17 protein-coding genes, 1 tRNA gene and 1 pseudogene are annotated in these 24,199 nt (G+C 66.7%); 9 read left to right on the top strand and 10 right to left on the bottom strand.

What is annotated here, in order from left to right; all coding sequences use genetic code 11:
• Nucleotides 1-44: 44 nt before the first annotated feature.
• The 6 genes from FQS62_RS20905 to FQS62_RS20880 form a co-directional block, all read right to left on the bottom strand.
• Nucleotides 45-1,847 (bottom strand): MFS transporter, encoded by a 1,803-nt coding sequence (locus FQS62_RS20905; RefSeq protein ID WP_208043191.1) that lies wholly within the window; start codon nucleotides 1,845-1,847, stop codon nucleotides 45-47.
• A 242-nt stretch (nucleotides 1,848-2,089) separates the two neighbouring features.
• On the bottom strand, nucleotides 2,090-3,217 hold the full coding sequence (gene nagA / locus FQS62_RS20900; protein ID WP_208043199.1) for an N-acetylglucosamine-6-phosphate deacetylase: 1,128 nt from the start codon (nucleotides 3,215-3,217) through the stop codon (nucleotides 2,090-2,092).
• Complete coding sequence (locus FQS62_RS20895) at nucleotides 3,214-3,990, bottom strand: DeoR family transcriptional regulator (RefSeq protein ID WP_049444377.1); 777 nt, start codon at nucleotides 3,988-3,990, stop codon at nucleotides 3,214-3,216. The genes nagA and FQS62_RS20895 overlap by 4 nt, the downstream gene beginning before the upstream one ends.
• 33 nt (nucleotides 3,991-4,023) lie before the next feature.
• Nucleotides 4,024-5,358: a D-tagatose-bisphosphate aldolase, class II, non-catalytic subunit gene (locus FQS62_RS20890; RefSeq protein ID WP_208043200.1), complete on the bottom strand. Its 1,335-nt coding sequence runs from the start codon at nucleotides 5,356-5,358 to the stop codon at nucleotides 4,024-4,026.
• Between the two features lie 16 nt (nucleotides 5,359-5,374).
• Nucleotides 5,375-6,313: an ROK family protein gene (locus tag FQS62_RS20885; protein ID WP_208043201.1), complete on the bottom strand. Its 939-nt coding sequence runs from the start codon at nucleotides 6,311-6,313 to the stop codon at nucleotides 5,375-5,377.
• Complete coding sequence (locus FQS62_RS20880; protein WP_107380698.1) at nucleotides 6,306-7,460, bottom strand: SIS domain-containing protein; 1,155 nt, start codon at nucleotides 7,458-7,460, stop codon at nucleotides 6,306-6,308. Before FQS62_RS20880 ends, FQS62_RS20885 begins: the two co-directional genes overlap by 8 nt.
• A 322-nt stretch (nucleotides 7,461-7,782) precedes the next feature.
• Here FQS62_RS20880 and FQS62_RS20875 point away from each other — a divergent pair, with 322 nt between their 5' ends.
• From FQS62_RS20875 to FQS62_RS20860, 4 genes are all read left to right on the top strand, one after another.
• Nucleotides 7,783-11,142 (top strand): TIM-barrel domain-containing protein, encoded by a 3,360-nt coding sequence (locus FQS62_RS20875; protein ID WP_208043202.1) that lies wholly within the window; start codon nucleotides 7,783-7,785, stop codon nucleotides 11,140-11,142.
• A gap of 101 nt (nucleotides 11,143-11,243) precedes the next feature.
• Complete coding sequence (locus FQS62_RS20870) at nucleotides 11,244-14,252, top strand: TonB-dependent receptor (protein WP_226053593.1); 3,009 nt, start codon at nucleotides 11,244-11,246, stop codon at nucleotides 14,250-14,252.
• A gap of 65 nt (nucleotides 14,253-14,317) precedes the next feature.
• Complete coding sequence (locus FQS62_RS20865; RefSeq protein ID WP_208043204.1) at nucleotides 14,318-15,673, top strand: Gfo/Idh/MocA family protein; 1,356 nt, start codon at nucleotides 14,318-14,320, stop codon at nucleotides 15,671-15,673.
• 175 nt (nucleotides 15,674-15,848) lie between these two features.
• Nucleotides 15,849-16,508 carry a DKNYY domain-containing protein gene (locus tag FQS62_RS20860; protein ID WP_199120742.1) on the top strand — a complete coding sequence of 220 codons (660 nt, stop codon included), beginning with the start codon at nucleotides 15,849-15,851 and terminating at the stop codon, nucleotides 16,506-16,508.
• Between the two features lie 66 nt (nucleotides 16,509-16,574).
• On the opposite strand, the gene FQS62_RS20855 is transcribed toward FQS62_RS20860, so the two are convergent.
• From FQS62_RS20855 to FQS62_RS20845, 3 genes are all read right to left on the bottom strand, one after another.
• A complete protein-coding gene (locus tag FQS62_RS20855) occupies nucleotides 16,575-16,988 on the bottom strand; it encodes a DUF5615 family PIN-like protein (RefSeq protein WP_049444304.1) in 414 nt (137 codons plus the stop codon).
• Nucleotides 16,985-17,689, bottom strand: a complete 705-nt coding sequence (locus FQS62_RS20850) for a hypothetical protein (RefSeq protein WP_049444306.1) — start codon at nucleotides 17,687-17,689, stop codon at nucleotides 16,985-16,987. The genes FQS62_RS20855 and FQS62_RS20850 overlap by 4 nt, the downstream gene beginning before the upstream one ends.
• Before the next feature lie 137 nt (nucleotides 17,690-17,826).
• Nucleotides 17,827-17,903 (bottom strand) — tRNA-Arg (locus tag FQS62_RS20845).
• Nucleotides 17,904-18,052: 149 nt separating this feature from the next.
• On the opposite strand from FQS62_RS20845, the gene ubiA reads away from it, so the two are divergent.
• The 3 genes from ubiA to FQS62_RS20830 all read left to right on the top strand — a co-directional run bounded on the left by ubiA (nucleotide 18,053) and on the right by FQS62_RS20830 (nucleotide 20,993).
• Complete coding sequence (gene ubiA / locus FQS62_RS20840; RefSeq protein WP_099588990.1) at nucleotides 18,053-18,946, top strand: 4-hydroxybenzoate octaprenyltransferase; 894 nt, start codon at nucleotides 18,053-18,055, stop codon at nucleotides 18,944-18,946.
• Between the two features lie 188 nt (nucleotides 18,947-19,134).
• Nucleotides 19,135-20,559, top strand: coding sequence for a short-chain fatty acid transporter (locus FQS62_RS20835; protein WP_199120744.1), 1,425 nt, complete (start codon nucleotides 19,135-19,137; stop codon nucleotides 20,557-20,559).
• Between the two features lie 272 nt (nucleotides 20,560-20,831).
• Entirely contained in the window at nucleotides 20,832-20,993 is a 162-nt protein-coding gene (locus tag FQS62_RS20830; RefSeq protein ID WP_164745118.1) for a hypothetical protein, read from the top strand.
• 54 nt (nucleotides 20,994-21,047) lie between these two features.
• Here the strand turns inward: FQS62_RS20830 and FQS62_RS20825 are convergent, their stop codons facing one another.
• A complete protein-coding gene (locus FQS62_RS20825) occupies nucleotides 21,048-21,674 on the bottom strand; it encodes a YiiX/YebB-like N1pC/P60 family cysteine hydrolase (RefSeq protein WP_099588992.1) in 627 nt (208 codons plus the stop codon).
• 82 nt (nucleotides 21,675-21,756) lie between these two features.
• Between FQS62_RS20825 and FQS62_RS20820 the strand changes: the two genes are divergently transcribed.
• Both FQS62_RS20820 and FQS62_RS20815 read left to right on the top strand, forming a co-directional pair.
• On the top strand, nucleotides 21,757-22,269 hold the full coding sequence (locus FQS62_RS20820; protein ID WP_049444315.1) for a hypothetical protein: 513 nt from the start codon (nucleotides 21,757-21,759) through the stop codon (nucleotides 22,267-22,269).
• Between the two features lie 73 nt (nucleotides 22,270-22,342).
• Nucleotides 22,343-24,177, top strand: a pseudogene (locus FQS62_RS20815) (M3 family metallopeptidase).
• The last annotated feature ends 22 nt before the right edge of the window (nucleotides 24,178-24,199 follow it).

The raw sequence follows: 24,199 nt of genomic DNA, 5'->3' as shown, positions 1-24,199 counted from the left end.
GCCCAGACCCCGCGCTGCGCGCGGAGGTAGACCCTGGTCGACCGCTACCGGGCGAACCGCGCCTCGATTTCTTCCAGTGACTTGCCCTTGGTCTCCGGCAGCCAGAATGCGGCCACCAGGAAGAACACGAAGGTGCACGCCGCCCAGAACACGAACATGCTGGCGTAGCCGTAGTGCCCCACCGTGGGCAGGAAGAGGGCGGCGATGGTGGTCGACACGAACTGGTTGATCAGCAGCGCGATGCTCATGCCGTTGGAGCGGATGCGGTTCGGCATCAGTTCCGACAGTGCCAGCCACACGCAGACGCCGGGGCCGACCGCGAAGAACGCGACGAACACCAGGATGCAGGCGGCCACGGCCCAGCCGTGTGCCGGTGGCGGCACCGGGCCGATGCGGGCCTGCTCGATGCGTAGCGGTGCCCGCGCGGCACTCGCTGGGTCGGCGAACGGATTCAGATGCAGTTTGCGGAAGAGCGCACCGATCACGCTGTCCGGCCGCACCGTGCCGGTGCGCTCGATGCGCAGTTCGCGATCAGTCAGGTTGTCGCTGCGCAGGGCGCGCACATTGGTGAAGTCGCCGTAGGCGTACGACACCGTCAACTGCATCGGTCGGCCTTCGCTATCGATGCCACCGCTCAGGCGCTGCCACTGCGCGTCATCCAGCACCAGCTGCAGGCCGTCGCCGCTGACCGCCGCCTGCAGTTGCGGCTGCACATCGGCGCGGCCGCGCTCGGCCTGGAAGAACAGCGTGGCCGCCGCCAGCAGGGCCACGCAGATGCCGCCACTGCCGAGCATCAGCAGAAACTTGCGGCCCTTGCGGTCGACCAGCAGCAGCGCGACCACGGTCATCACCGCGTTGAGCAGCTTGATCGCCACGTCGGCACCGTTGGCCACCGAGCCGGACAGGCCGGCCTGGTTGAGGATGTTCACCGCGTAGGCCAGCACCGAGTTGATGCCGGTGGCCTGGGTGCAGGCCAGCACCACGCAGGCCAGCAGGAACGGCACCACGTAGCGGCGGCTGAGCAGCGGATCGCGCTTGCCGTCGCTGCTGCTCGATTCCGGCGCCTGGATCTGGGCCAGCGTGGGCTCGACCTCTGCGGCGGGGAGGACGCGTTGCAGGCTGCGGCGGGCTTCATCGATGCGGCCGCGGCGCACCAGCCAGCGTGGTGATTCGGACAGCCAGAAGATGCCGGCGCAGAACAGCAGGCCCGGCGCCAGGCAGGTCCAGAAGATGGTGCGCCAGGCGTGGTCCTTCACCGCAAACAGCTCCTGCGCCTGCTGCGCGACCGGCAGTGAGCGCACGGCTTCGGCGGCGGCATCCACGGCGTGGGCGTGGTATAGGCCGATCAGGGCTGCCAGCACCAGGCCAACGGTCAGCAGCAGCTGGAACATGGCCGCGCCGCGCCCGCGCCGTTCGGGGCTGAGCACTTCGGCCAGGTACAACGGAATCACGACGCCGATCAAACCGCCACTGATGCCCTGCAGCAGGCGTCCCAGCAGCAGCGGCGTGTAGCCGGAGGCCAGTGCCATGATCGGAATCGAGGCGGTGAACAGCAGGCCGGCCAGCAGCATCGCGCCGCGGCGGCCAATCAGGTCGGCGATCATGCCGGCGAACAGCGAGGACAGCACGCTGCCCAGCAGTACGGCCGCCACCACGAAGCCGAGCTGCTGGCTGCTGAGCTGCCAGGCGTGACTGGCGGTCGCTTCAAGATAGGGCAGGGCACCGGCGATGATGCCGATGTCGATGCCGTACAGCAGGCCCCCCAGGCCGCCAATGAAGAGCAGGTAGCGTACGGGCCAGCGCGGGGCGGTGGAAGCGGGTACGGCAGGTGCGGCGGCTGCGGTCATCGGCGTATTCCTGGAATAACGGGGATGGTGCGTGGCTGAGGCATTGCGCTTGCGCGCTTTCATGTAGAGCCGGGCCATGCTCGGCTTGCCGCGCGAAGCGCGGCACGGACGTCATCGATGTCGGTACGAAAAGCAGCCGAGCATGGCTATGCCGATCGTCCTGATCGGCACCCTCCGGGCCGTCGCAAGCGACGTTGGCAATGGCTCCTGCCATTGCCTTCGGCTCTACAAAAACGCAGATATCAAGCGTTTGCAGCGTTCAAATCGACGACGCGCCCGCCGATCACCACCTGCTGCAGGCGCAATCCGGCATCCAGTACCACCAGGTCGGCACGGGTGTCGGGCGCAATGCGACCGCGATCATCCAGGCCCAGGTAGTCGGCGGGGAAGGTGGAAACACGCTGCGAGGCATCGGCCAGCTCCAGGCCCACCTGCACCAGGTTGCGCAGCGCCTGGTCCATGGTCAGCGCGCTGCCGGCCAGCGAACCGGTCGCCAGGCGCACGCAGCCGCCGCACTTGTGCACACGCTGCTCGCCCAGCGCGTACTCGCCATCGGGCATGCCGGTGGCGGCAGTCGCGTCGGTCACCGCATACAGGCGCGGAATCGCGCGCGCGGCCAGGCGGATCACGCCGGGATGGATGTGCTGCAGGTCGGGAATGATCTCGGCGTACTGCGCATGCGCCAGTGCCGCAGCCGCGATGCCCGGGCGATAGTGATCGACGCCGGTCATGCCGTTGAACAGATGGGTGAAGCCGGAGGCGCCGGCCTGCAGGGCAGCAACACCTTCTTCGTAGGTACCGGCGCTGTGGCCGAGCTGCACGCGGATGCCCATCGCCGAAAGCGCGGGAATCAGCGCGGTGTGTTCGCCGATTTCCGGGGCCAGCGTTATCACCCGGATCGGCGCCAGCGCGTGCAGCTGCTGCACCAGCGCCAGCGTCGCCTCGATCGTACGGTTGGGCTGTGCACCCAGCCGCTGCGGGCTGATGAACGGTCCTTCCAGATGCACGCCGACGATGCTGGCGGCGTCTGCATCGGGCGCGGCCATGGTGGCGGCCACGCCGTGCAGCGCATGCTCGATCTCATCCAGGCCGGCGGTCATGGTGGTCGCCAGCAGTGTGGTGGTGCCGAAACGAAGATGGGTGCGGGCGATGGTGCGTGCCACGTCGCCGCCCTGCATCAGGTCCACGCCGGCCGCACCGTGCACGTGCAGGTCGATGAAGCCGGGCAGGATCACCGGCAGCTGCAGGTCATCGGCACCGCTGTGGTCGTCCACCTGCAGCTGGCGCACGTGCGAATCGAAGTGGACGTGGCCACGCCGCCAACCCAGCGGCGTGAGGATGCGGCCCTGCAGGGTGCGGGTGTCGGTCATGCGGCGGGCTCGGCGATGATCACTTCGATGCCCAGCCGCTGCAGCCCTTCACGGGTTGCGTCGTCGATGCCGGCGTCGGTGATGATGGCGTGGATCTGGTCGAGGCGGGCGATGCGGTGCAGGCTGACGCGGCCGAACTTGGAGGCATCGGTCAGCACCACGATGCGGCGCGCGCGCTCGACCATGCGGTGGTTGAGGCGGGCTTCGGCTTCGTCATGGGTGGTCAGCCCGAACTGCAGGTCCAGGCCATCCACGCCCAGGAACAGGGTGTCGAAGCTGTAGGAGTTGAGGCTGGCCTCGGCCTGGCTGCCCTGCAGCGACAGCGACTGCTGGCGCAGCAACCCCCCGGTCAGCAGTACGGTGATGCCCGCCGCATTGGCCAGTTCCCAGGCGATGTTCAGGCCGTTGGTCATCACCGTCACGTCGCGATGTGCGCGCAGATGGCGTGCCAGCGTCATCGTGGTCGAGCCGGAGTCGATGATGATGTTGTCGCCGGGCTGCACCAGGCGCGCGGCGCGCGCGCCGATCGATTCCTTCAGCGGAAGGTTCAGTGCATCCTTTTCATGGATGTCCTGTTCCTGCGGCGGCGTGCGCACCAGCGTGGCACCGCCATGGGTTCGGTTGGCCAGGCCCTGCGACTCGAAGTGGGTCAGGTCGGCACGGATCGTCACCGCCGACACGCCGAAGCGCTCTACCAGATCGGCCACCTGCACCGAGCCGTGCTCGATCAGCAGCTGCAGGATCTGTTGCCGGCGGGAGCGGGTGTTGCGCATGGCCATTCTCGGTTTCGCGGGAAAAGGTAGAGATTAGCCGTTCGCAGCAACGCCGGCAGCCGAGCCTGTGTTCCGCGGGCGGGTTCCGGCCTGGTTGGCGCTGCAGGCACGGGCGTACTCGCCCAGGCACAGACCGATGCGGTGCTGCACCAGTGCGGTGGGGGTGTTGGCCAGCGTGCCCTCACGCACGGCGCGGTACTGCTCCGGCAGGTACTGGCTGAGCAGCACCAGCGGTGGCGCGTGCTGTTCCAGGTTGGCGAACAAGGTCTGCACCGCCTGTACCAGCGCCGGCTCGCCCCAGTAGTAGCGGCAGCGGTCGCTGAAGGAATAGCTGCGCAGCAGGCGCAGCGCGGCGTCATCGCCCTGGTAGTAGGACTGCCAGTACTTCGGCTGCGCCACCATCACTTCTTCCAGCACCTGCGGCAGGCGCGAGCACAGTGCGGCCGGCAACAGTTCAGCCTCGATCGCGGCCAGCGCGAACAGCGCTTCGCGGTAGGCGAAGGTCGCCGCCGGGCCGACCTTGAGGATGGCGAAGTGGTCGCGCACCAGCGCGTGCAGGCCGCTTTCGCGCTGGTAGTCGGTGGAGTGCGCTTCGAACACGATGCGCGGCTGCTGTTCCAGGAAGTCGGCCAGCGCGCTGGCGGCGGCGGCGTCGTACTCGTGCACGCTGCTGTGGTCGAAGTCCACGCCTGGCTGCACCACCATCGCGATCACGCGCTGCCACGCATCGCGCAGTTGCGGCGTATCGAACGCCTGCTGGTGGATGGCCAGGGTCTGCGCAGCGGCGGCCGGGGTGGTCACCTGCAGGCCACCGGCCAGCGAGGCTTCGCCACCGGGAATCGGCACTTCGGTACCGATGACATAGACCGGCGGCGGCAGGCCGTGCTCGGCGGCGGTGCGCTCGGCGATCTCGGCCAGCTCGGCCGAACGTGCAGCAACGATGGCATCGGGCAGCGGCACCGGGTCATCGGCGCAGGACATGCTGCAGTCCAGGTGGATCTTGTGGAAACCCGCGGCGACGTAGGCCTCGATCAGCACGCGCGCATGGGTCATCGCTTCGGCGGCCGGGCGCTTCTGCCACGCGTTCGGGCCAAGGTGGTCACCGCCGAGGATCAAGCGCTCGCGCGGGAAGCCTTCCTCATCGGCCAGGGTGCCGACGTAGTCGCGGTACTGCGGCGGGGTCATGCCGGTGTAGCCGCCGAACTGGTCGACCTGGTTGGAGGTGGCTTCGATCAGCAGCACGGTGCCATGCGCCAGCGCCACGTGCATGGCCGCGCGCAGCACCTGCTCGTTGCTGCAGCAGACGCTGTACAGGCCGACGTTGGCACCGGCGCGGTGGGAGGCAAGCAGGGTCTGCAACGGGGACATGGTCAGGCTCCGGACATCAGGAAAACGAGGGTTGGCAGGCGAGCAGGGCGGCACCACGTGCGCCACCGGCATCGCCGAAGCGCGGCGGCACGATCGGCGGTACCTGCACGCCGTTGAACAGATGGGCGGCGATGGCTGCCGGCAGCTGCTGGTACAGCGGCGCATACTGTGAGAGGCCGCCGCCGAGCACGATCACATGCGGGTCCAGGGCCAGCACCAGCGCGGCCAGGCTGTGGCCAAGCAGATCACGATGGATGTCCAGCGCCTTGCGCGCACGCGCATCGCCGGCCTCGGCCAGGGCGATCACCGCGCTGGCATCGGTGGCGCTGCCACCGAGATGACGTTCGATCATCGCCACACCGCTGCCGGACACATAGCGCTCCACGCAGCCCTGCAGGCCGCAGCCGCAGTCCAGCAGCGGCAGGCCGTGGCGCTGCAGCAGATGGCCGGGCACGCTCCAGTGTCCCCATTCGCCGGCCAGACCGTTGAAGCCGGACAGCAGCCGGCCCTGCAGGCAGAAACCACCGCCGGCACCGGTGCCGAGGATGGCGCCGAACATGCTGGGGTAGCCGTCGGCGGCACCGCCATGGGCTTCCGACAGGGCAAAGCACTGCAGATCGTTGCCGAAGTGCAGCGGGCGTTGCAGGCGTGCCTGCAGATCCTGCGCCACGCATTGGCCGGTCAGTGCAGGCACGTTCGCGCTGAGCTGGCGGCCGCTGCGGCGGTCACGCACGCCGGGCAGGGCAATGCCGATGGCCGCATCGCTGCGGCCAAGTGCAGCGTCCGCCTCGGCCACCAGCGCCACCACCGCCTGCAGGAAGCCGTCGTAGTCACCCTGTGGGGTGGCCACGCGGCGGCGCCAGGTGACCTGCATCGCCGCATCGCACGCCACCAGCTCGATCTTGGTGCCGCCGATGTCGATGCCGTAGCAGGCGTGCGCGATCAGCTCAGCCATGGTGGATGGTGACGCCCTTGACGACGCGGTTGACGGTGCCGTCCGGGAACGGGTTGTCCGGGGTCAGGCCCAGCGCGGCCGAGCGCTGCAGCGCGAACAGCTGTGCGAAGCCCAGCCAGACCGGCGCCAGCCACGGATCGTCCAGTGCCGGCACGGTGAGGGTGTATTCGTCATCGGCACCGATGTCCGAATGCGGACCGATCGCCAGCACCTGGCCGGCCACGCCGTCGCGGCGCAGTTCTTCCAGCAGGTCCTGTTCGTAGCGGCGCGCGAGTGGCTGCACGCTGCGCAGCACCACCACCAGGGTGTTGCCATCCAGCGTCGATTTCGGGCCATGACGGAAGCCCAGCGGGGTATTGGCCAGCGCCAGCACCCGGCCGGCGGTCAGCTCCAGCACCTTCAGCGCGCACTCGCGTGCCAGCGCTTCCAGCGGGCCGCTGCCGAGGTAGATGATGCGGTTGAACGGGCGCTGCGCCAGCGCCGCCACCGGTGCATCCCACTGTGCCTGGCCTTCGCGGGCCAGCGCGGCAATCTGTTTCAGACGCGCGATACGCGCATCCCACGGCGAACGATCGAACACGGTCAGTGCGGCCAGCAGCATGCAGGTCAGGCTGCTGGTCATGGCGAAGGCGCGGTCGCAGCTGGCCGACGGCATCAGCAGGGTGCAGGTATCGGCACGGCCGGCGCCACGACGGGCCAGTTCGCCATCTGCATTGCAGGTGATGTCGAGGAAGCGCGCGTCATCCACGTCGCTGCGCACGCGGTCCACCGCCGCCACGCTTTCCGGGCTGGAGCCGCTGCGGCCGAACGAGACCAGCAGGGTCGGCCGGTCGCGCTGCAGGTACAGCGCCGGGTGGGTCAGCAGGCTGGTGGTGTGCACCACGCGCACATCGGCCGGCCATTGCGCGTTGATTGCATCGGCCACCATTTCGGCGATGAAGCCTGAGCTGCCGGCGCCGGTGAACAGCACGCGCTGGTTGGGGTCGTTGAGGCTGTCGCCGAGGAAGGCCTGCAGGCGGTCGCGGGCACGCGACAGGTCCTGTGCGAGGGCTTCCCACAGCGTCGGCTGCTGGGCGATTTCGGTAGCGGTATCGGCTCCGCCAAGGCGCTGCCAGGCGGACACATCGGAAAGCAGGGTGACGTCCATTCGGAGGTTCCAGTTGGGCCAGCGCACCATCTGTGTTTTCTTTCGAAATGTCAAATAGCGAAAGTAAAAAGAAAGAAAATGGAGCGATGGCTTTTCCCGCTGCCGAGTGCCCGGGGAAACGAAAGATCGGGCCGAATGCCGTATCGCACAATGCTTAACAGGCGTCTGCAAGCGCTTACACAAAGTATTGCAACGCAACAACTTTCGTTTCAATGGAATATATCTTCCTTTTTCCTTTCAATTTGTTGACATCTTTCGAATCGCTGCCCTAGAGTCGGCCCAACCGCTTTCGAAACGCCCGGTGAACGGGTTGGGAGTCCGTGTGGAAATCTGCGTTCGTCGCTCGCCGCTGATGCTGGCCCTGTTGCCGGCATTGATGCTGGCGTCCATGCCGGCCCGGGCCGAGTCGGTCGGCAACCTGCGTACGCTCAGCGCCAGCGCCAGCCATGATGGCGTGCAGGGCTGGGACCTGCAGACCGACAAGGGCGCACGCATCCGCATCGAACTGCCGGCCACCGACATCATCCGCGTGCAGGCCGGCCGCAACGGCACGCTGACCGGTGCCGGCGACAAGGCCGCACCGATCGTGCTGCCGCAGCCCAAGGCCAACGTGCAGGCGCAGCTGGAAGAAGACGCGCAGGAAATCCGCGTGCGCACCGATGCCCTGGTGCTGCATGTACAGCGGCAGCCACTGCGCATGCGCCTGGAACGCCTGGACAACGGCCAGACCACCGCGCTGTGGCAGGAACTGCAACCGCTGGACCTGGATGCCACGCAGAGCGTGCAGGTGCTGTCCTCGCAGGCCGATGAGGGCTACTTCGGCGGCGGCCAGCAGAACGGTCGCTACCAGTTCAAGGGTCGCGAGCTGGAGGTGTCCTACTCCGGCGGCTGGGAAGAGGGTGACCGCCCCAGCCCTGCACCGATGCTGCTGAGCAGCCGCGGCTGGGGCATGCTGCGCAACACGTGGAGCGACGGCAGCTACGATCTGCGCGAGGCTGACCAGGCCACGCTGCTGCACCGTGAAGACCGCTTCGATGCGTACTACTTCGTCGGCGCCGACCTGCCAAAGCTGATCGAGCGCTACACCCAGCTGACCGGCCGCCCGAACATGGTCGCGCGCTGGGCGCTGTCCTACGGCGATGCCGATTGCTACAACGATGGCGACAACAGCAAGAAGCCCGGCACCGTCCCCGAGGGCTGGAGTGATGGCCCTACCGGCACTACGCCGGATGTGATCGACAGCGTGGCCAAGCAGTACCGCGCCAACGACATGCCCGGTGGCTGGATCCTGCCCAATGATGGTTACGGTTGCGGCTACAAGCAGTTGCCGGAAACGGTGAAGGGCCTGGCCGGGTATGGTTTCCGCACCGGCCTGTGGACCGAGAACGGCGTCGACAAGATCGCCTGGGAAGTGGGCAAGGCCGGCAGCCGCGTGCAGAAGCTGGACGTGGCCTGGACCGGCAAGGGCTATCAGTTCGCGATGGACGCCAACCGCCAGGCCTTCAACGGCATCCTCGACAATTCCGATTCGCGCCCGTTCCTGTGGACGGTGATGGGCTGGGCCGGCATCCAGCGCTATGCGGTGGCATGGACCGGCGACCAGAGCAGCAGCTGGGATTACATCCGCTGGCACGTGCCGACCCTCGTCGGTTCGGGCTTGTCCGGCATGGCCTACGCCAGCGGCGACGTCGATGCGATCTTCGGTGGCAGCGCCGAAACCTTCACCCGCGACCTGCAGTGGAAGGCGTTCACGCCGGTGCTGATGGGCATGAGCGGCTGGTCGTCGAACGCGCGCAAGCACCCGTGGTGGTACGACGAGCCCTATCGCAGCATCAACCGCGATTACCTGAAGTTGAAGATGCGCCTGACCCCGTACATGTACGGGCTGGTGCACGAGGCCGCGCAGACCGGTGCACCGCCGGTGCGCGGCCTGATGTGGGACAACCCGCGCGATCCGCATGCGCAGGATGAAACCTACAAGTACCAGTTCCTGCTCGGCCGCGACCTGCTGGTGGCGCCGGTGTACCGCAGCCAGGCGGCCAGCCGTGGCTGGCGCCGCGACATCCACCTGCCGGCCGGTGGGTGGATCGACTACTGGGACGGCCGCCGCGTGCAGGCCGGCGCCGATGGCCGCCAGCTCGACCGCCAGGTGGACCTGGCCACGCTGCCGGTGTTCGTGCGCGCCGGTGCGATCCTGCCGATGTACCCGTCGATGCTGTTCGATGGCGAAAAGCCGCTGGATGAAGTGACATTCGACCTGTACCCGCAGGGTGATTCGCAGTACACGCTGTATGAAGACGATGGCAACACCCGCCGCTACCAGCAGGGCGAGTCGAGCACGCAGGTAATCCGCGTGCAGGCACCAGCGCAGCGCAGTGGCCCGGTGCAGGTGCAGATTGATGCCGTGCAGGGCCAGTACAACGGCCAGCTGGCGCAGCGTCGCTATGGCCTGCGCGTGCTCAGCCGCCAGGCGCCACGCGCGGTGCAGGCCGGTGGTCGCGCGCTGCCGGCGCTGGCCGATGCCGCCGCCTTCAACAGCGCCAACGAAGGTTGGTACTTCGATGCCCAGGAGCGCCGCGGCACGCTGCATGTGCGCACCGCCACACAGGACATCCGCCAGCCGCTGCAGCTGCAGCTGGACTTCGCAGTCGCTGCTGCCGTGGCCGACGATGCCTATCCGGCCGCGCCGGTGCTGGGCCGCGAACTGCCGGCCGACAGCCTGCTGGTGGTCAACCGCCCGGCCGAAGAACCCGGCCATGCGCTGGAAAATGCCTTCGATGATGATCCGGGCACCTGGTTCCGCAGCGTGCGCAACCAGGCCGTGCGCACCGGTGCGCATGAGTGGGTGATCGGCTTCGGTGAGCGCAGGATGATCGACGGCATCGAGCTTGCCCCGCGCAACGACAAGAACTGGAAGCACGGCCAGGTACGCGACTACGAGGTCTACCTCGGCGACAGCAATGGCGAGTGGGGCGAGCCGATCGCCCGCGGCCGCCTGCAGCTGAAGGAAGGCATGCAGCGCATCGACTTCCCGGCCCACGCCGGCCGCCTGCTGCGTTTCCGCGTGCTGAGCGTGCAGAACCCCGAAGGCGACGGCGCCAGCAGCGCCGACCCGATGGTCACCGCCGCACAGGGCAGCGCCCGCGCGTTCGATGCATTGCAGCCGCGCGATGTCGGCCCGATCGCACTGTCCACCTTCCACATTCTCGAACACCAGGAACCGGAGCGACCGGCCCGGCAGCGCTATCTCTCCGAGCTGCCGGTGCCGGCCGCGCTGGCCAGCCAGGTGCGCACCGACCAGTCCTTCCGTGGCGACGCCGGCATGCGCATGAACGGCCTGCAGTTCCGTCGTGGCCTGGGCGTCGGCGCCAACAGCCGCATCGACCTGCGCCTGCAGGGTGGCTGGCATCTGCTGCGCGCCGACCTCGGCATCGACGACGCCTGCCGCAGCGCCGGTGGCCTGCAGTTCCAGGTCTGGGGTGACAACCGCCTGCTGTACGACAGCGGCCTGGTGAAGGCGCCCGGCGTGGTCAAGCCGGAGCTGGACATCCGTGGCCTTTCCACCCTGAGCCTGCGCACGCTGGGTGCGCAGGGCAGCCAACCCGCCCAGGTCTGCGCCAACTGGGCCAATGCCGTGCTGATCGGCCAGGAGGGCGACTCCGCCAGCATCGTCGCCCCATGACTCCCTCGTAACACCGCTCCTCCCCCCGCCCATTCCGACTACGGCCCTCATGGCCGTGGCCCGGGAGCGTTTTGCCCGCCGAACGCCCACGCGCTCACTTTTTGCGCCGCACCCCTGCCAGGAGAGAACCCCGATGTTGCCCGCACGCCACCACCGCCCCCCCCTGTCGTTCGATCGCTCCGCTGTCGCTGGCCATCGCCGGCGTGCTGCTGTCGGTCGCCGTTCCTGCCTTCGCCCAGGAGAGCAAGGACAAGGCCACCGACCTGGCCCGCATCGAGGTCACCGGCTCCAACATCCGCCGCACCGACGTTGAAACCGCCTCGCCGGTGCAGGTGATCAGCAAGCAGGACATCCAGAACATGGGTGCACGCACGCTGCTGCAGGTGCTGGACAACCTGCCGGCCGCGCGCCCGGCGCAGCAGGACGCGCGTTCGCTGTTCACCGGCTCCGATGGTGCCTCGCAGGCCAACCTGCGTGGCCTCGGTGCCCAGGGCACGCTGGTGCTGCTGAACGGTCGTCGCCTGTCTTACTACGGTGCACCGGCCGGCTTCCAGACCCAGTTCGTCAACATCGATGCGATCCCGGCCGCGGCCATCGAGCGCATGGAAGTGCTGACCGACGGCGCTTCGGCGGTGTATGGCACCGACGCGGTGGCCGGCGTGATCAACGTGATCACCAAGCGCAACTTCCAGGGCGCCGAGATCAGCTTCACCAACGACACCTCCTCGCGCATCGACTCCTACGGCGAGCGCCAGGCCAGCATCACCGCCGGCTTCGGTGACCTGGCCGAGAACCGTTTCAACATCTACGGCGCGGTGAACATGTACCGCCGCGACGCGATCCCGCTGAGCGATTTCTACGACAAGCGGCCCGACCAGTACTACGTCAACAACCCGAATTATCTCAACAACCTGCGCCTGGGCGTGGGCAGCAAGCCGGGCGAGTTCAACCCGGGCAGCTACTTCGCGTTCGATCCGGTCACCGGCCGCCGCGTGCAGGAAGCTGCGCCGGGCTGCAAGAACGTGCTGACCAGTGAAGCGGCTGGTCCGCGTTGCGTCTGGGAAACCTGGATGAACAACGAGATCGATGCCGGCGCCAAGTCCGAGCGCAACACTGCCTACCTCAACGGCACGTTCCTGGTGGGCGACAGCACCGAGATCTTCGCCGAGGCGACCTACACCGACATCGACCTGCGCGCCAACGGCGGCACGCCGCGCACCTACGGCACCACTACCGGCAACCCGACCAGCTGGTTCTCGCGCAACACCGGCAACACCGTCAACCAGTTCCTGTACCCGTTCCTGGGCCCGAACAACGAGTACAACCACGCCAGCCCGCAGATGAAGGCGATGATGGGCGGTGTGGTCGGCCTGAACTACCTGCTGCAGGATGCCGGCCCGAACTATTTCGGCCGGCGCAACACCGACAAGAGCTACCGCGTGCTGGCCGGTGCGCGTGGCAACCGGGGTGACTGGAACTGGGAGACTGCCTTCGCCAGTGCCGGCACCCACTCCACCACGTACCAGACGATCAACGTCAACATCAAGGGCTTCGAGAAGGCGTTCGGACCGTACTCGGTCGATCCGACCACCGGCCGCGTGATCATCTCCGATCATCCGGCGTACAAGTTCGGCGAGATCAGCGAAGCCAACGCCGCGCTGATCCGTGAAGCGTTCCCAACCTTCGACATCCAGTCGTGGACCCGCCTGCATACCCTGGATGGCAAGATCGAAGGCCCGCTGTTCCAGCTGCCGGCCGGCGAGATGCGCGCCGCGTTCGGCTTCAACGCCAGCCGCGAAACCTTCTACACCCCGGGCAACGCCGATGCAGCCAACGGCCTGATCACCCAGCAGGGTGGTTCCTGGTTCGACGGCAAGCGCAACACCTACGCGCTGTTCGCCGAGACCGTGGCGCCGATCACCGACAAGCTGGAGCTGGATGCCGCAGTGCGCGTGGACAAGTACCCGAACTTCAGTGCCAACGTCGCGCCGAAGATCGGCTTCAAGTACCAGGCGCTCGACCAGCTGATGCTGCGCGGTACCTATTCCACCGGCTTCCGTGCTCCGAGCCTGGCCGAGTCCGGCAACGGCGGCGTGTTCGCGCAGCTCGGTGGCTTCCGTGACGAACTGCGCTGCGGCGAGACCAATGCCATCGCCAACCTGCTGCTGAAGTCGCAGCGGCCGGGCGATGTCGATCTGGGCAAGACCCTGCTGAACGTGGATTGCAGCCGCACCGTGGCCCGCATGACCCAGCCGAACAAGGACCTGAAGCCGGAAAAGGCCAAGATCGCCACCCTCGGCTTCGTCTACGAGCCGGCAACCTGGCTGTCGGTGTCGGCCGACTACTGGTTCATCTACCGCGACAATGAAATCGTCGCGCCGGACTACCGCCGCATGGAAGACATCATCTCCTCGTCGCGTTCGCCGATTACCGACAGTGACCGTGCGAACCTGGCACAGCTGGCGGCAATGTGCGCCGATCCGGCCAGCGGCGTGAGCTGCCCGTCGGTGCTGCCGGGCTACTCCGCCGGCAACGTGGCCAGCGTGGTCGGCCAGTACAAGAACCGTGGCAAGACCCTGATCGACGGCTTCGACATCGATGCGCGCAGCCGCTTCTCGCTGGGCGACTGGGGCAACCTGAACATCGGCCTGGCCGCCACCATCGCCAACCGCAACCGTTTCTACATGGATGCGGAGAATGGCTGGTACTACGGCGACGTGGTGGGCTACTACAACAACCCGCGCCTGCGTGCCACGCTCAATGCCGACTGGACCTACAAGCAGGTCACCACCAGCATGTTCGTCAATTATGTCGGTGGCACCAAGTGGGCAACCGACCAGATCGACGAAGAGAGCAACAACAAGGAAACCTGCACCGGCGGCTACCTGGCCCTGCAGAAGAGCAAGTGCGATGGCGCGCCGTCGTGGTGGACCGCCAACATGAGCGTCACCTGGCGCCCGGATGATGCGTGGAACCTGAGCTTCACCGTCAAGAACCTGTTCAACCGCCTGCCGTTCTACGATCCGAACAGCTTCCTGGGTGACTCCAGTGACTACGCAACCATCTTCGGCCGTGGTTACAGTGTGACCATCGGCTACCGTTTCAAGTAATTCCGTTTGCGTGACCCGGCGGGCCGGCTACGGCCGGCTCGCTGCCAAGAGGAGAGATGTTTGCCATGAAGCGTAGGGAATTCATCGCGGCCAGTGCCGCTGTCGCCGCCAGCAGCCTGTTGCCGCAGACCCCGGCCTGGGCACGCGGGCGCAAGGTGCGTCTGGCCATGATCGGCACTGGCATGCGCGGCCTGGTGCTGCTGAAGGAGCTGGTACGTCGCGACGATGTCGAGGTGGTCGCGCTGTGCGACATCGAACCGATCATGCTCGGCCGTGCCATGGACATGGTGGCCAAGGCCGGCAAGCCGGCACCGAAGACCTACGGCCAGGACCGTGACACCAACGCCTGGAAACGCCTGCTGGAACAGAAGGGCATTGATGGCGTGATCATCGCCACGCCGTGGGAGTACCACGCGCCGATGGCGATTGCGGCGATGCAGGCCGGCGTGGCCGTAGGCTGCGAAGTGGTGGCTGGCATCACCCTGCAGGACCACTGGGACGTGCTGAAGGCCCAGCTGAGCACGGGCACCCCGTACATGCTGCTGGAGAACGTCTGTTACCGCCGCGACGTGATGGCCGCGCTGCAGATGGTGCGCCAAGGCCTGTTCGGCGAGCTGGTGCACCTGCAGGCCGGCTACCAGCACGACCTGCGCGGCGTGAAGTTCAATTCCGGCGACCCCAACCAGCCCTACGACAGCGGCGTGGAGTTCGGGCCCAAGGGCTGGAGCGAAGCACGCTGGCGCACCGAGCATTCGGTGCAGCGCAATGGCGAACTGTACCCCAGCCACGGCATTGGCCCTTGCGCGATGTACACCGGCATCAATCGTGGCAACCGCTTCACCCACATCAATGCATTCGCGACCAAGGCCCGCGGCCTGCACGAGTACACCGTGGCCAAGAGTGGCGGCACCACCCACCCCAGCACCAAGGTCAAGTTCAAGCTGGGCGACATCGTCACCACCACGCTGGCCTGCGAGAACGGCGAGACCATCCTGCTGCAGCACGACACTTCGCTGCCGCGCCCGTACTCGATGGGCTTCCGCGTGCAGGGCACCAAGGGCCTGTGGATGGATGTGAACCATTCGATCCACATCGAAGGCCGCAGCCCGCCGCACCAGTGGGAGGAGTTCAAGAAGTACCAGGACGAGTACGAGCACCCGCTGTGGAAGCAGAATGCCGACACCGCCGCCAGCGCCGGCCACGGCGGCATGGACTGGTTCGTCATCCATGCATTTGTTGAAGCGCTGAAGGCCAAGGCACCGATGCCGATCGACATCTACGACGCGGTGACCTGGAGTGCGATCACGCCGCTGAGCGAGCAGTCGATCGCCAACGGTTTCCAGACGCTGGAGTTCCCGGACTTTACTGCTGGTGCGTGGAAGCAGCGCAAGCCGATCTTTGCGTTCGACGGCAGGTACTGATCTGCCTTTTGTAGAGTCAAGCCATGCTCGACTGGTTTGAATGCAACGCCGGGCCATGCCCGGCGTTGCTGTCTGCATCGGTGCGTTGGCACCCGTAGAGCCGAGCCCACGCTCGGCTGTCTTTCCCGCCGGTCGCATTAAACTAGCGGCCCCACCGTTGGTGGAGCCCCATAACATGCCATGGCAGAAGGTCAGCGAACTTCCTGACCAGCGATTCGTCGGCCCCTACGGCATCGAATTCTGGCGAATCCAAGAAGGCCAGGTCTTCCACCAGGGTCGGTTGCTGCGCAAGGCCGACGCAGCGAGCTTCGAGTTCATTCCGGCGCACTACTTCATCGGTCGCGATGCGCACGCGGTCTATCATGCTTGGACCCGGCAGACCTCCATCGACCAGGACAGCTTTCGTCAATGTGGCGCGTACTGGCTGGACAACCACGCCGTCTACTTCGAGCACGAGACCTCGCTGAGGGCGATGGCCGAGGCAGATTGCACGACGTTTCGCGATCTCGGCGGCGGCTACGGGGCCGACGACCATGGCGGCTGGTACTGCGGCCGGCGGATGAAGCACTGCCAGCGTGGCGAGCTGCTGCAAGGGATGCCACAGGACCCCCTGTACGCCGTTGACGACAGCAGCGTCTACTGCGACGGGAAGCCTCTGCCCGGCGTGGATCACGCGCGCTGGCGGTTGCTGGGCGGACGCTTCTCGGGCGATGGCGGCCGTGTCTACTACTTGGAACGGAAGCTGCCGCGCGTGGATGTGGCGTCGTGGCGTCGTGGCGCCTGTTGCAGGGGAGCTGGTCGCGGGACCACAAACACCTGTTCCATATGTTCATGATCGACCGACCCGATGCTGCGTGCACAGCATGGTTTCACGCATGATGAGGGTTGACGCGCGACGCGGTTACCGCGACACCTTGATCTGCGTCAGCCGTCCCCCGGACGCCCTGGCATGCGGTACGCGGAACATTGCACCAGGTTGCACGAGTTCGGCCTGCTGCATCATCTTGGGCCACCACTCCAGAAGCCGCGCTGCGCGGTCGTAGTGGTTGAACGTGCTCCAGCCCTTGGCCAGAACGAATACGGTCAGGCCGAGGCGTGCGATCGCCTCGCGCTCTGCGGGCTTGCGATGATGATGATCCTGGGTAACGTGTACGCGGATGCCACGCTGGGTGGCCACGTCGAAGAGCTCCAAGTCAGTAGTGCCGGGCTTCACGAACTCCCTTACGTGGAAGACTTCGTGTTCGTCCGTTCCTGCAATGGCGTCGATGGCCCGGGCCAGCGCGGGCGGAAGATTCTCATCGATCTGTGCCTTCAAGGCGCGGCTCGATTCTCGAACTGCAGTGCCTTCTTCACCGCAGTCAGAGGCAGGTCATATAGCCTGGCCACGCGACGCTCGTCGCCACCTTCGGCACGCAGCGCCTCGACAATGGCGATGGTAGGAACGCCCGATTCGTAAAGGATGGGCTGACCAAAACTGCGCTGTGGATCAAATACCACCGCGCGGGAGCCCCTCAGTGGGAACCATCGTTCGGCACGATCATCGATGCCCAGTTCGATGCCGTCACGCAGTGAAGGTGCGATGACCTTGCGCATCACGTCCTGGCGCTTCACCACATCCACCAGTGCAGCATCGCCGCTGTCGCCCACGAGCTCCATGAAAATGCGGCGCCCATCGGTCTTGAAGCTGGTGCTTGTGAAGGGATATTCCTTGCCGAGCCGCTCGTTCAGCTCGGCAATGGTTCGCCGCACCAGGTTGAGTGGCACGCCACATGCGACGAATGTGCGGACGAAGCGGAGCTCGATCAGATCGCGAAAGCCAATGCCGTCGATCTCTGAATCGGCCCATTGCGACTTCCAGAGGGGAGGGTGGGCTTCCGGATGCCCATGCTTCCGGCCCTGGTAGCCCTTCAGCCAACGGCGCAATTCCGACGAGCTACCGCCAATGAAGCGCGCGGCATCGGCGTAGGAATAGAGACCGACGCCGAGGCTGTCCTGTGCTGGCAAGGCGATACCCATGGCAGGGAGTCTACTCAATCCGAATGGAGCTGGAGTACAGAGCCACATTCTGCGCCCTGCGGGACTCATAAGCTGAGAACGGGGACACGCACGGGCGAATCTGCCCGGTGATTGGCAGGCCGAAACCGACAAGAAGATGGCGCGCCCGGAGGGATTCGAACCCCCGACCAATGGCTTCGGAAGCCACTACTCTATCCGGCTGAGCTACGGGCGCGTTGTAGAACCGCCGCGCCGTCGGCCAGTGCCGGGGCGGGCATCGCAGCGCCATGAGGCGGTGCGGGACGGGCATTCTATCCAGTTTCGCCGAACAAATCTCCCCCCACGGGCAAAGCCCTGCCGGAGGCGCAGGAGTATCCTATCGCCATGGCTGATACCCCCCTCATTTCGCCGCAGTCGCCGGCGACGCCGCGTTGGCGGCATTACTGGAGTCTGATGCGCGCTGATCGCCCGATCGGCACGCTGCTGCTGCTGTGGCCCACCTGGTGGGCGTTGTGGCTGGCCGCAGGCGGCCTGCCGCCGCTGTGGACGCTGTTCGTGTTCACCGCAGGCGTGTGGCTGACCCGCTCGGCCGGTTGCGTCATCAACGACTACGCCGATCGCTGGCTCGACCCGCACGTGGAGCGCACCAAGTCCCGCCCGCTTGCGACCGGCGCAATCAGTGGCCGCGCCGCGCTCGCTCTGTTCGCGCTGCTGATGCTGGTGGCGTTCGGCCTGGTGCTGACCCTGAACGGGCTGACCATCGGCCTGAGTTTCATCGGCGTGTTCCTGGCCGCCAGCTACCCGTACCTGAAGCGCTACACCCATCTGCCACAGGTCTACCTGGGCATGTCGTTCGGCTGGGGCATCCCGATGGCGTTCGCCGCCGTGCAGGGCGAGGTGCCGATGCTGGGTTGGCTGCTGTATGCCGGCAACATCCTGTGGTCCACCGCCTACGACACCTGGTACGCCATGGTCGACCGCGAGGACGATCTGAAGATGGGCTCGCATTCCACCGCGATCCTGTTCGGCGATCTCGACCTGGTCATCCAGGGCGTGCTGTACGCGCTGTTCCTGGCCACCATGGCGCTCGTTGGCGTGCGCGGGGGGCTGGGCGGCTACTACCTGGCGGGCGTGGCGGTGGCCACGGTGCTGGTGGTGTACGAGTTCTGGATCTGCCGCAACCGCGAACGCGGCCCGTGTTTCAAGGCGTTCCTGCACAACAACTGGGTGGGTGCCGCGCTGTTTGCCGGCATCGCCGTGGATCTGGCGCTGCGCTGAGAAGCGCAGCCGAGCGTGGGCTCGGCTCTACAGGGGGCAACCCCGAAACCGGATATCCGTAGCGCCCGAGCCCATGCTCGGGCGTCGGCCGCACAGCGCCGGGTATCCCACCACCTACGACCAATAGGTGGCTGACAGCCCGCACCCCACCGCCCAGAATCGATCCATCGAACCTGGGAGGGTGAATGATGGCCTCGACGGCAGCAGTACAGGACGGCTGGATGGCGCGTGCAGCGCTGCGCTCGGCTGCCTGGGCGGAAAAATGGTTCCCCGATGCATATGTATTCGCGGTACTGGGCGTGGTCATCGTCGCGCTGGCCGCGATGGGCTTCGGCTCGACCCCGCAGGCCACCGCCAGCGCCTTCGGCGACGGCTTCTGGAGCCTGATTCCCTTCACCATGCAGATGGCCTTCGTGGTTATCGGTGGCTACGCTGTGGCGACGGCGCCGGTGGTCGCACGCTTCATCGATTTCCTCGCCCGTGTGCCGCGCACCGGTCGCGGCGCGGTGGTGTACGTGGGCCTGGTCAGCATGCTCGCCTCGCTGCTCAGCTGGGGTTTCTCACTGGTGTTCGGCGGCCTGCTGGTCCGCGCGTTGGCCCGCCGTACCGAACTGCACATGGACTACCGCGCGGCCGGCGCCTCGGCCTACCTCGGTCTGGGTGCGGTGTGGGCGATGGGGCTGAGTTCGTCGGCCGCACAGCTGCAGGCCAACCCGGCCAGCATGCCGCCGGGCCTGGTGGAGATTACCGGCGTTCTGCCGTTCACCGAAACCATCTTCCTGTGGCAGTCGATCGCGCTGACCGCGGTGCTGATCCTGGTCTCGCTGCTGATCGCCTGGCTGACCGCGCCTGCGGCCGGCAGTGCGCGAACTGCCGAGGAGTTCCCCGGCGCCGCGCAGGCGGAGCCGGAACCGTTGCAGCGCCGCACGCGCCCGGGCGAATGGCTGGAATACAGCCCGCTGCTGACCGTGCTGCTCTCGCTGCTGGCGTTCGGCTGGCTGTTCAACGAGTTCGCCAACAAGCCGGTGGTCACCGCCATCGCCAACCTCAACACCTACAACTTCCTGTTCATTTCGCTGGGCCTGCTGCTGCACTGGCGCCCGCGCAGTTTCCTCAACGCGGTGGCCAAGGCGGTGCCCAGCACCACCGGCGTGCTGATCCAGTTCCCGCTGTACGGCGGCATCGCGATGATCCTCACCCACGCCGCTGGCGGCGATGGGCAGACGCTGGCGCACCGGCTGTCGAGCCTGTTCGTGCACGTGGCCAGCACCGATACCTTCGCGCTGGTGATGGGTGTCTATTCGGCCGTGCTGGGCTTCTTCGTGCCCTCCGGTGGTGGCAAGTGGATCATCGAGGCGCCGTACGTGATGCAGGCCGCCAACGAACTGAAGGCGCACCTTGGCTGGGCGGTGCAGGTCTACAACGCCGCCGAAGCGCTGCCGAACCTGATCAATCCGTTCTGGATGCTGCCGCTGCTGGGCGTGCTGGGGCTGAAGGCACGCGACATCGTCGGCTTCACCTTCATCCAGCTGCTGGTGCACATTCCGCTGGTGCTGGGTCTGTTGTGGCTGCTGGGGATGACCCTGGCGTACGTGCCGCCGGTGATGCCCTGAATGAAGCGTTGGCGTCCCCGCGTGAGCCGGGAAGCCAACCTTGTTCAGCGCGTGTTTCCGGCTGCGAACGCCATGAATGCGTGCACGCTGGCGATGGCATGAGCACATGCCGAACCTGCATGAATCCTTCAGCCGCTTGTGCCACAAAGGATTCTGCGCGTTCATTCACAAGCGTACACACAGATGTAGCCATCCACCCACGCGTGATTAACCATTCGCTGCAGACGATGGCCACGTCCACCGCATTCCGCGAGTGGCTTTGGAGATCGGACATGGCACAGCAGAACCAGAACCCGAACCAGAAGCAGCAGGGCCAGCAGAACCAGCAGGATCAGCAGCAGGGCCGTGGCCGCGACCAGCAGCAGCAACAGCAGCAGGAACAGCAGAAGCGCAACCAGAACCAGCAGCAGGGTGGGCAGGACGAGGAAGAGTGACGTCGGTACCCACCTCCTGTAATACGCAGAGCCCCGCCCCGTGCGGGGCTTTGCTTATTCCAGCACGCCGATACGCTGCAGCACTGCCGCCGCCGACATGTCGTTCGGATTGGTGCCGGGCTGGTCCTGCGGCACGTCCATGCCCATGCCGCGATACAGATCCACCCAGTGCTGGGCGATCTCTCCAGTCTGCGGGTTGCGGAAGTTCATCGGCTGCAGTGCGAACACGTGATGCCGGCGGAAGGCGCGCTCGATGAAGTCCGAGCAGTAGTAGCTGTTCTCGTTCAACACATACGACGTGTTGTACGGCTTGCCCAGCATCGTGCGCGCGGTGGCGACCGCATCCTTGATGGCCGCCTGCTGCGGCGCGCGCAGGCGATAGACCACGACCTGCCGCTGCTTGGCTTGGGCGTCCTGCTGGAACTCGGCCAGCGACTGCCGGCGCGATCCCTTCTCGTCCGCGTGCAGCACCTCCCAGCCCTTCGGCGCCGAGGCGACCAGGGCGACGTGATCGAAGCTGGGTGCGCCCTGCGTGCCGGTGGCATCGTCGATGGCCGCGCTCAGGCCGCTGCGGCCGGCAGTGACGAACAGCAGGTCGCCTTCGTGGACATCGACGGCCAACGCCACGGCCGGCCACAGGGCGGGCAGCAGCAGGCCGATCAGGAGCAGGAGGCGATGCATGAGGACTCTCGGACAGGCGGAATGCCGGAATTGTAGGGTGCGCGGTAGCATGGAGCGACCGGACCGGATTCAGGATGAGCCCATGCGTCGATACCCTTCTCCTGCACTGCTGGTGCTTGCCTGCGGCGCGGTGCTGGTTGCCTGCACGCCAGCGCCGCAGCCACCACAGACAGCGGCCGAAGCCGTGACTGCCGCAGCGGCGCCGGCGACCAGCGCCACCGAGCCCACACCTGTGGCTGCAGCCAGTGAATGCCCCTACCCGGAATTCGATACGTTCCTGAAGCATTTCGGCAACGAGATCACGCTGCAGGAAAAGGCCACGGCCGATCCGCTGCTGGACAGTTACATCGATGCAGAGGCCGAGCCGGAACCGCGCAAGGTGGAAAGCCGGTTGGCGCTGGCCGATGTGGAGTGGCCGGTGATGCCCGATCCTGCCGCGTTGTCCGGGCAGGGCCGCGAAATGCAGGTCAGCCTCCTGGCCGACGGGCAGCGGCAGGTGCAGATCCGTACGCCGGACAGCAGCGACCAGCAGACCTACACCTTTGCTCAGACGCCGTGCTGGACGCTGGTCAAGCGTGAGGACGAGTCGATCTGAAGCCTGATCCGGCACAGGCGCGGCGGGCCAGTGACTGCTAGTCTCGATCCCTGGTCCAGGCAGGGAGACGCCGATGCAGGCTTTCAGGAAGCACGCCACCACCGCCGTCGCCGCCGTATTGGCGATAGCCCACTTCAGCGGCGCCCAGGCACAGCCGGCGCATGCCGATGATCGCGCCTACTTCGCCAATGCCACCGCCGAACAGGCCGCGCGTGACGCGCTGGGCAAGCGCGTCGAGGCCCTGCAGCAGGCGTCCACCCTTGCACCCGCGGAACGCTTCCGGCAGGCCGAGATACTGGAGGCGCAGTGCCTGCGCCATCACGGCTACCTGCACCTGCAGGCCGCCCGCACTGCGCGTGATCAGCGTCCGGCGCAGGCGCTGGATCAGGTGACGGGGCTGTGCAGCCGCATTGCCCGCAGCGGCCGCGCCGCTCTGCGCGAGGCGCCCGCAGATGCGCCGTGGGCAGCGCCCTATGCCTTCCTGCGCGCACGCGCGTTGAAGGAGTCCGCCACCCCGGCCAACGCCGCGCTGGATGAGGCCGTGGAGGCACTGGCCGATCCGGCGCTCGACAGCTTCGCGCGCCTGCGCGGGCAGATCCTGCGCAGTGCCGAGTACCCGCAGATCGAGCACGGCGGCCGGCACTGGGACACGGGGCGCGACAAGCAGGCGCTGGCCCAGCAGCCCGACCGCGCGCTGCGCGAGGCCGGCTGGAAGGGCTATTGGCAGGGGCTGCACTCGCGCCGTGAGCCGATGGCTTCGGTGCTGCTGGGGCTGGTGCAGGTGAATGATGCTGCCGCACGTCTGCAGGGCGATGGCTCGGCACCGGCGCACGGCTACCAGCGCATGGGCCTGGATACCGCCGTAGTGGATGCAACGCTGGTGGCCATCGAACAGCACGCGGGTGACCGCCGCGCCTACCAGGAGATGCTGCTGCACCACGCTGCGCGATCGGGCATCGCTGCGCCGCAGATCTGGGATACCACGGTGCCCGATGCCGGCTACACGCCCCCGGTGCTGACGCTGGCGCAGCTGCGCGACAACGCCGCCGATGCCATGCAGCACCTGGGGCCGGCGTACGTCGCCGAACTGCGCGCACTGCTCGATCCGGCCAACCAGCGTATGGATCTGGCCACCGAACGCGGTGACCGCAGCCAGGACGCGTTCCCGGTGAGCGCTCCCGGTGTGCCGGCAATGCTGTTTGTTGGCGTGCGCCGTGGCGATCTGGACAGCGATGTGGAAATTGCGCATGAAGCTGGCCATGCCATGCATGGCGAGTGGATGCAGCGCGGTCATGCGTCGCCGCTGCAGCGCAATGGCAGCCCGTGGCTGACCGAAGCGTTCGCGATCTACAACGAGCTGCGCTTCCGCGACCAGCTGTACCAGCAGGCACAGGACCCGCGTGCCAAGGCCTATTACCTGAAGTCGCTGCTGGACGACATGGTGCTGCAGCTGTTCACCTCTTCCGAGGAAGCGCAGCTGGAGCAGTCGATCTACCAGGCGTTGCCGCCGGTACGCTGGGCACCGCCGATGATCTGGACGCGCTGACCGGGCAGGTGCTGGCGCGCTTCGGCCAGCAACCGGAGCGCTACCCGCAGCTGCGCAACACCTGGATCGGCAAGCGCCTGATGTATGAAGACCCGAACTATCTGGTGAACTACCTGTATGCGGGGCTGCTGGCCGTGCAGCTGTATGTGCAGGACCAGCGCGACCCCGACGGGTTCCGTGAGCGTTATCTTGCCGTGCTTGGCGAGGGCTTCGATCGCGCGCCGGACGAGCAGGTGGCGCAACTGCTGGGGCACGCGCCAGACTGGGCGGCCCTGGTGGACGCCGATCTGCAGGTGTTCAACCAGACGGTGGCACAGCTGCAGGCGCTGCATGCGCGGATCGAGGCAGGGCAGGGCACGTGAGCATGCTGCGGGCAGGACAGCA

Source organism: Stenotrophomonas sp. SBJS02, assembly GCF_020428325.2.
GTDB lineage: Bacteria > Pseudomonadota > Gammaproteobacteria > Xanthomonadales > Xanthomonadaceae > Stenotrophomonas > Stenotrophomonas africana.
This window is presented reverse-complemented; position numbering and strand designations above follow the sequence as displayed.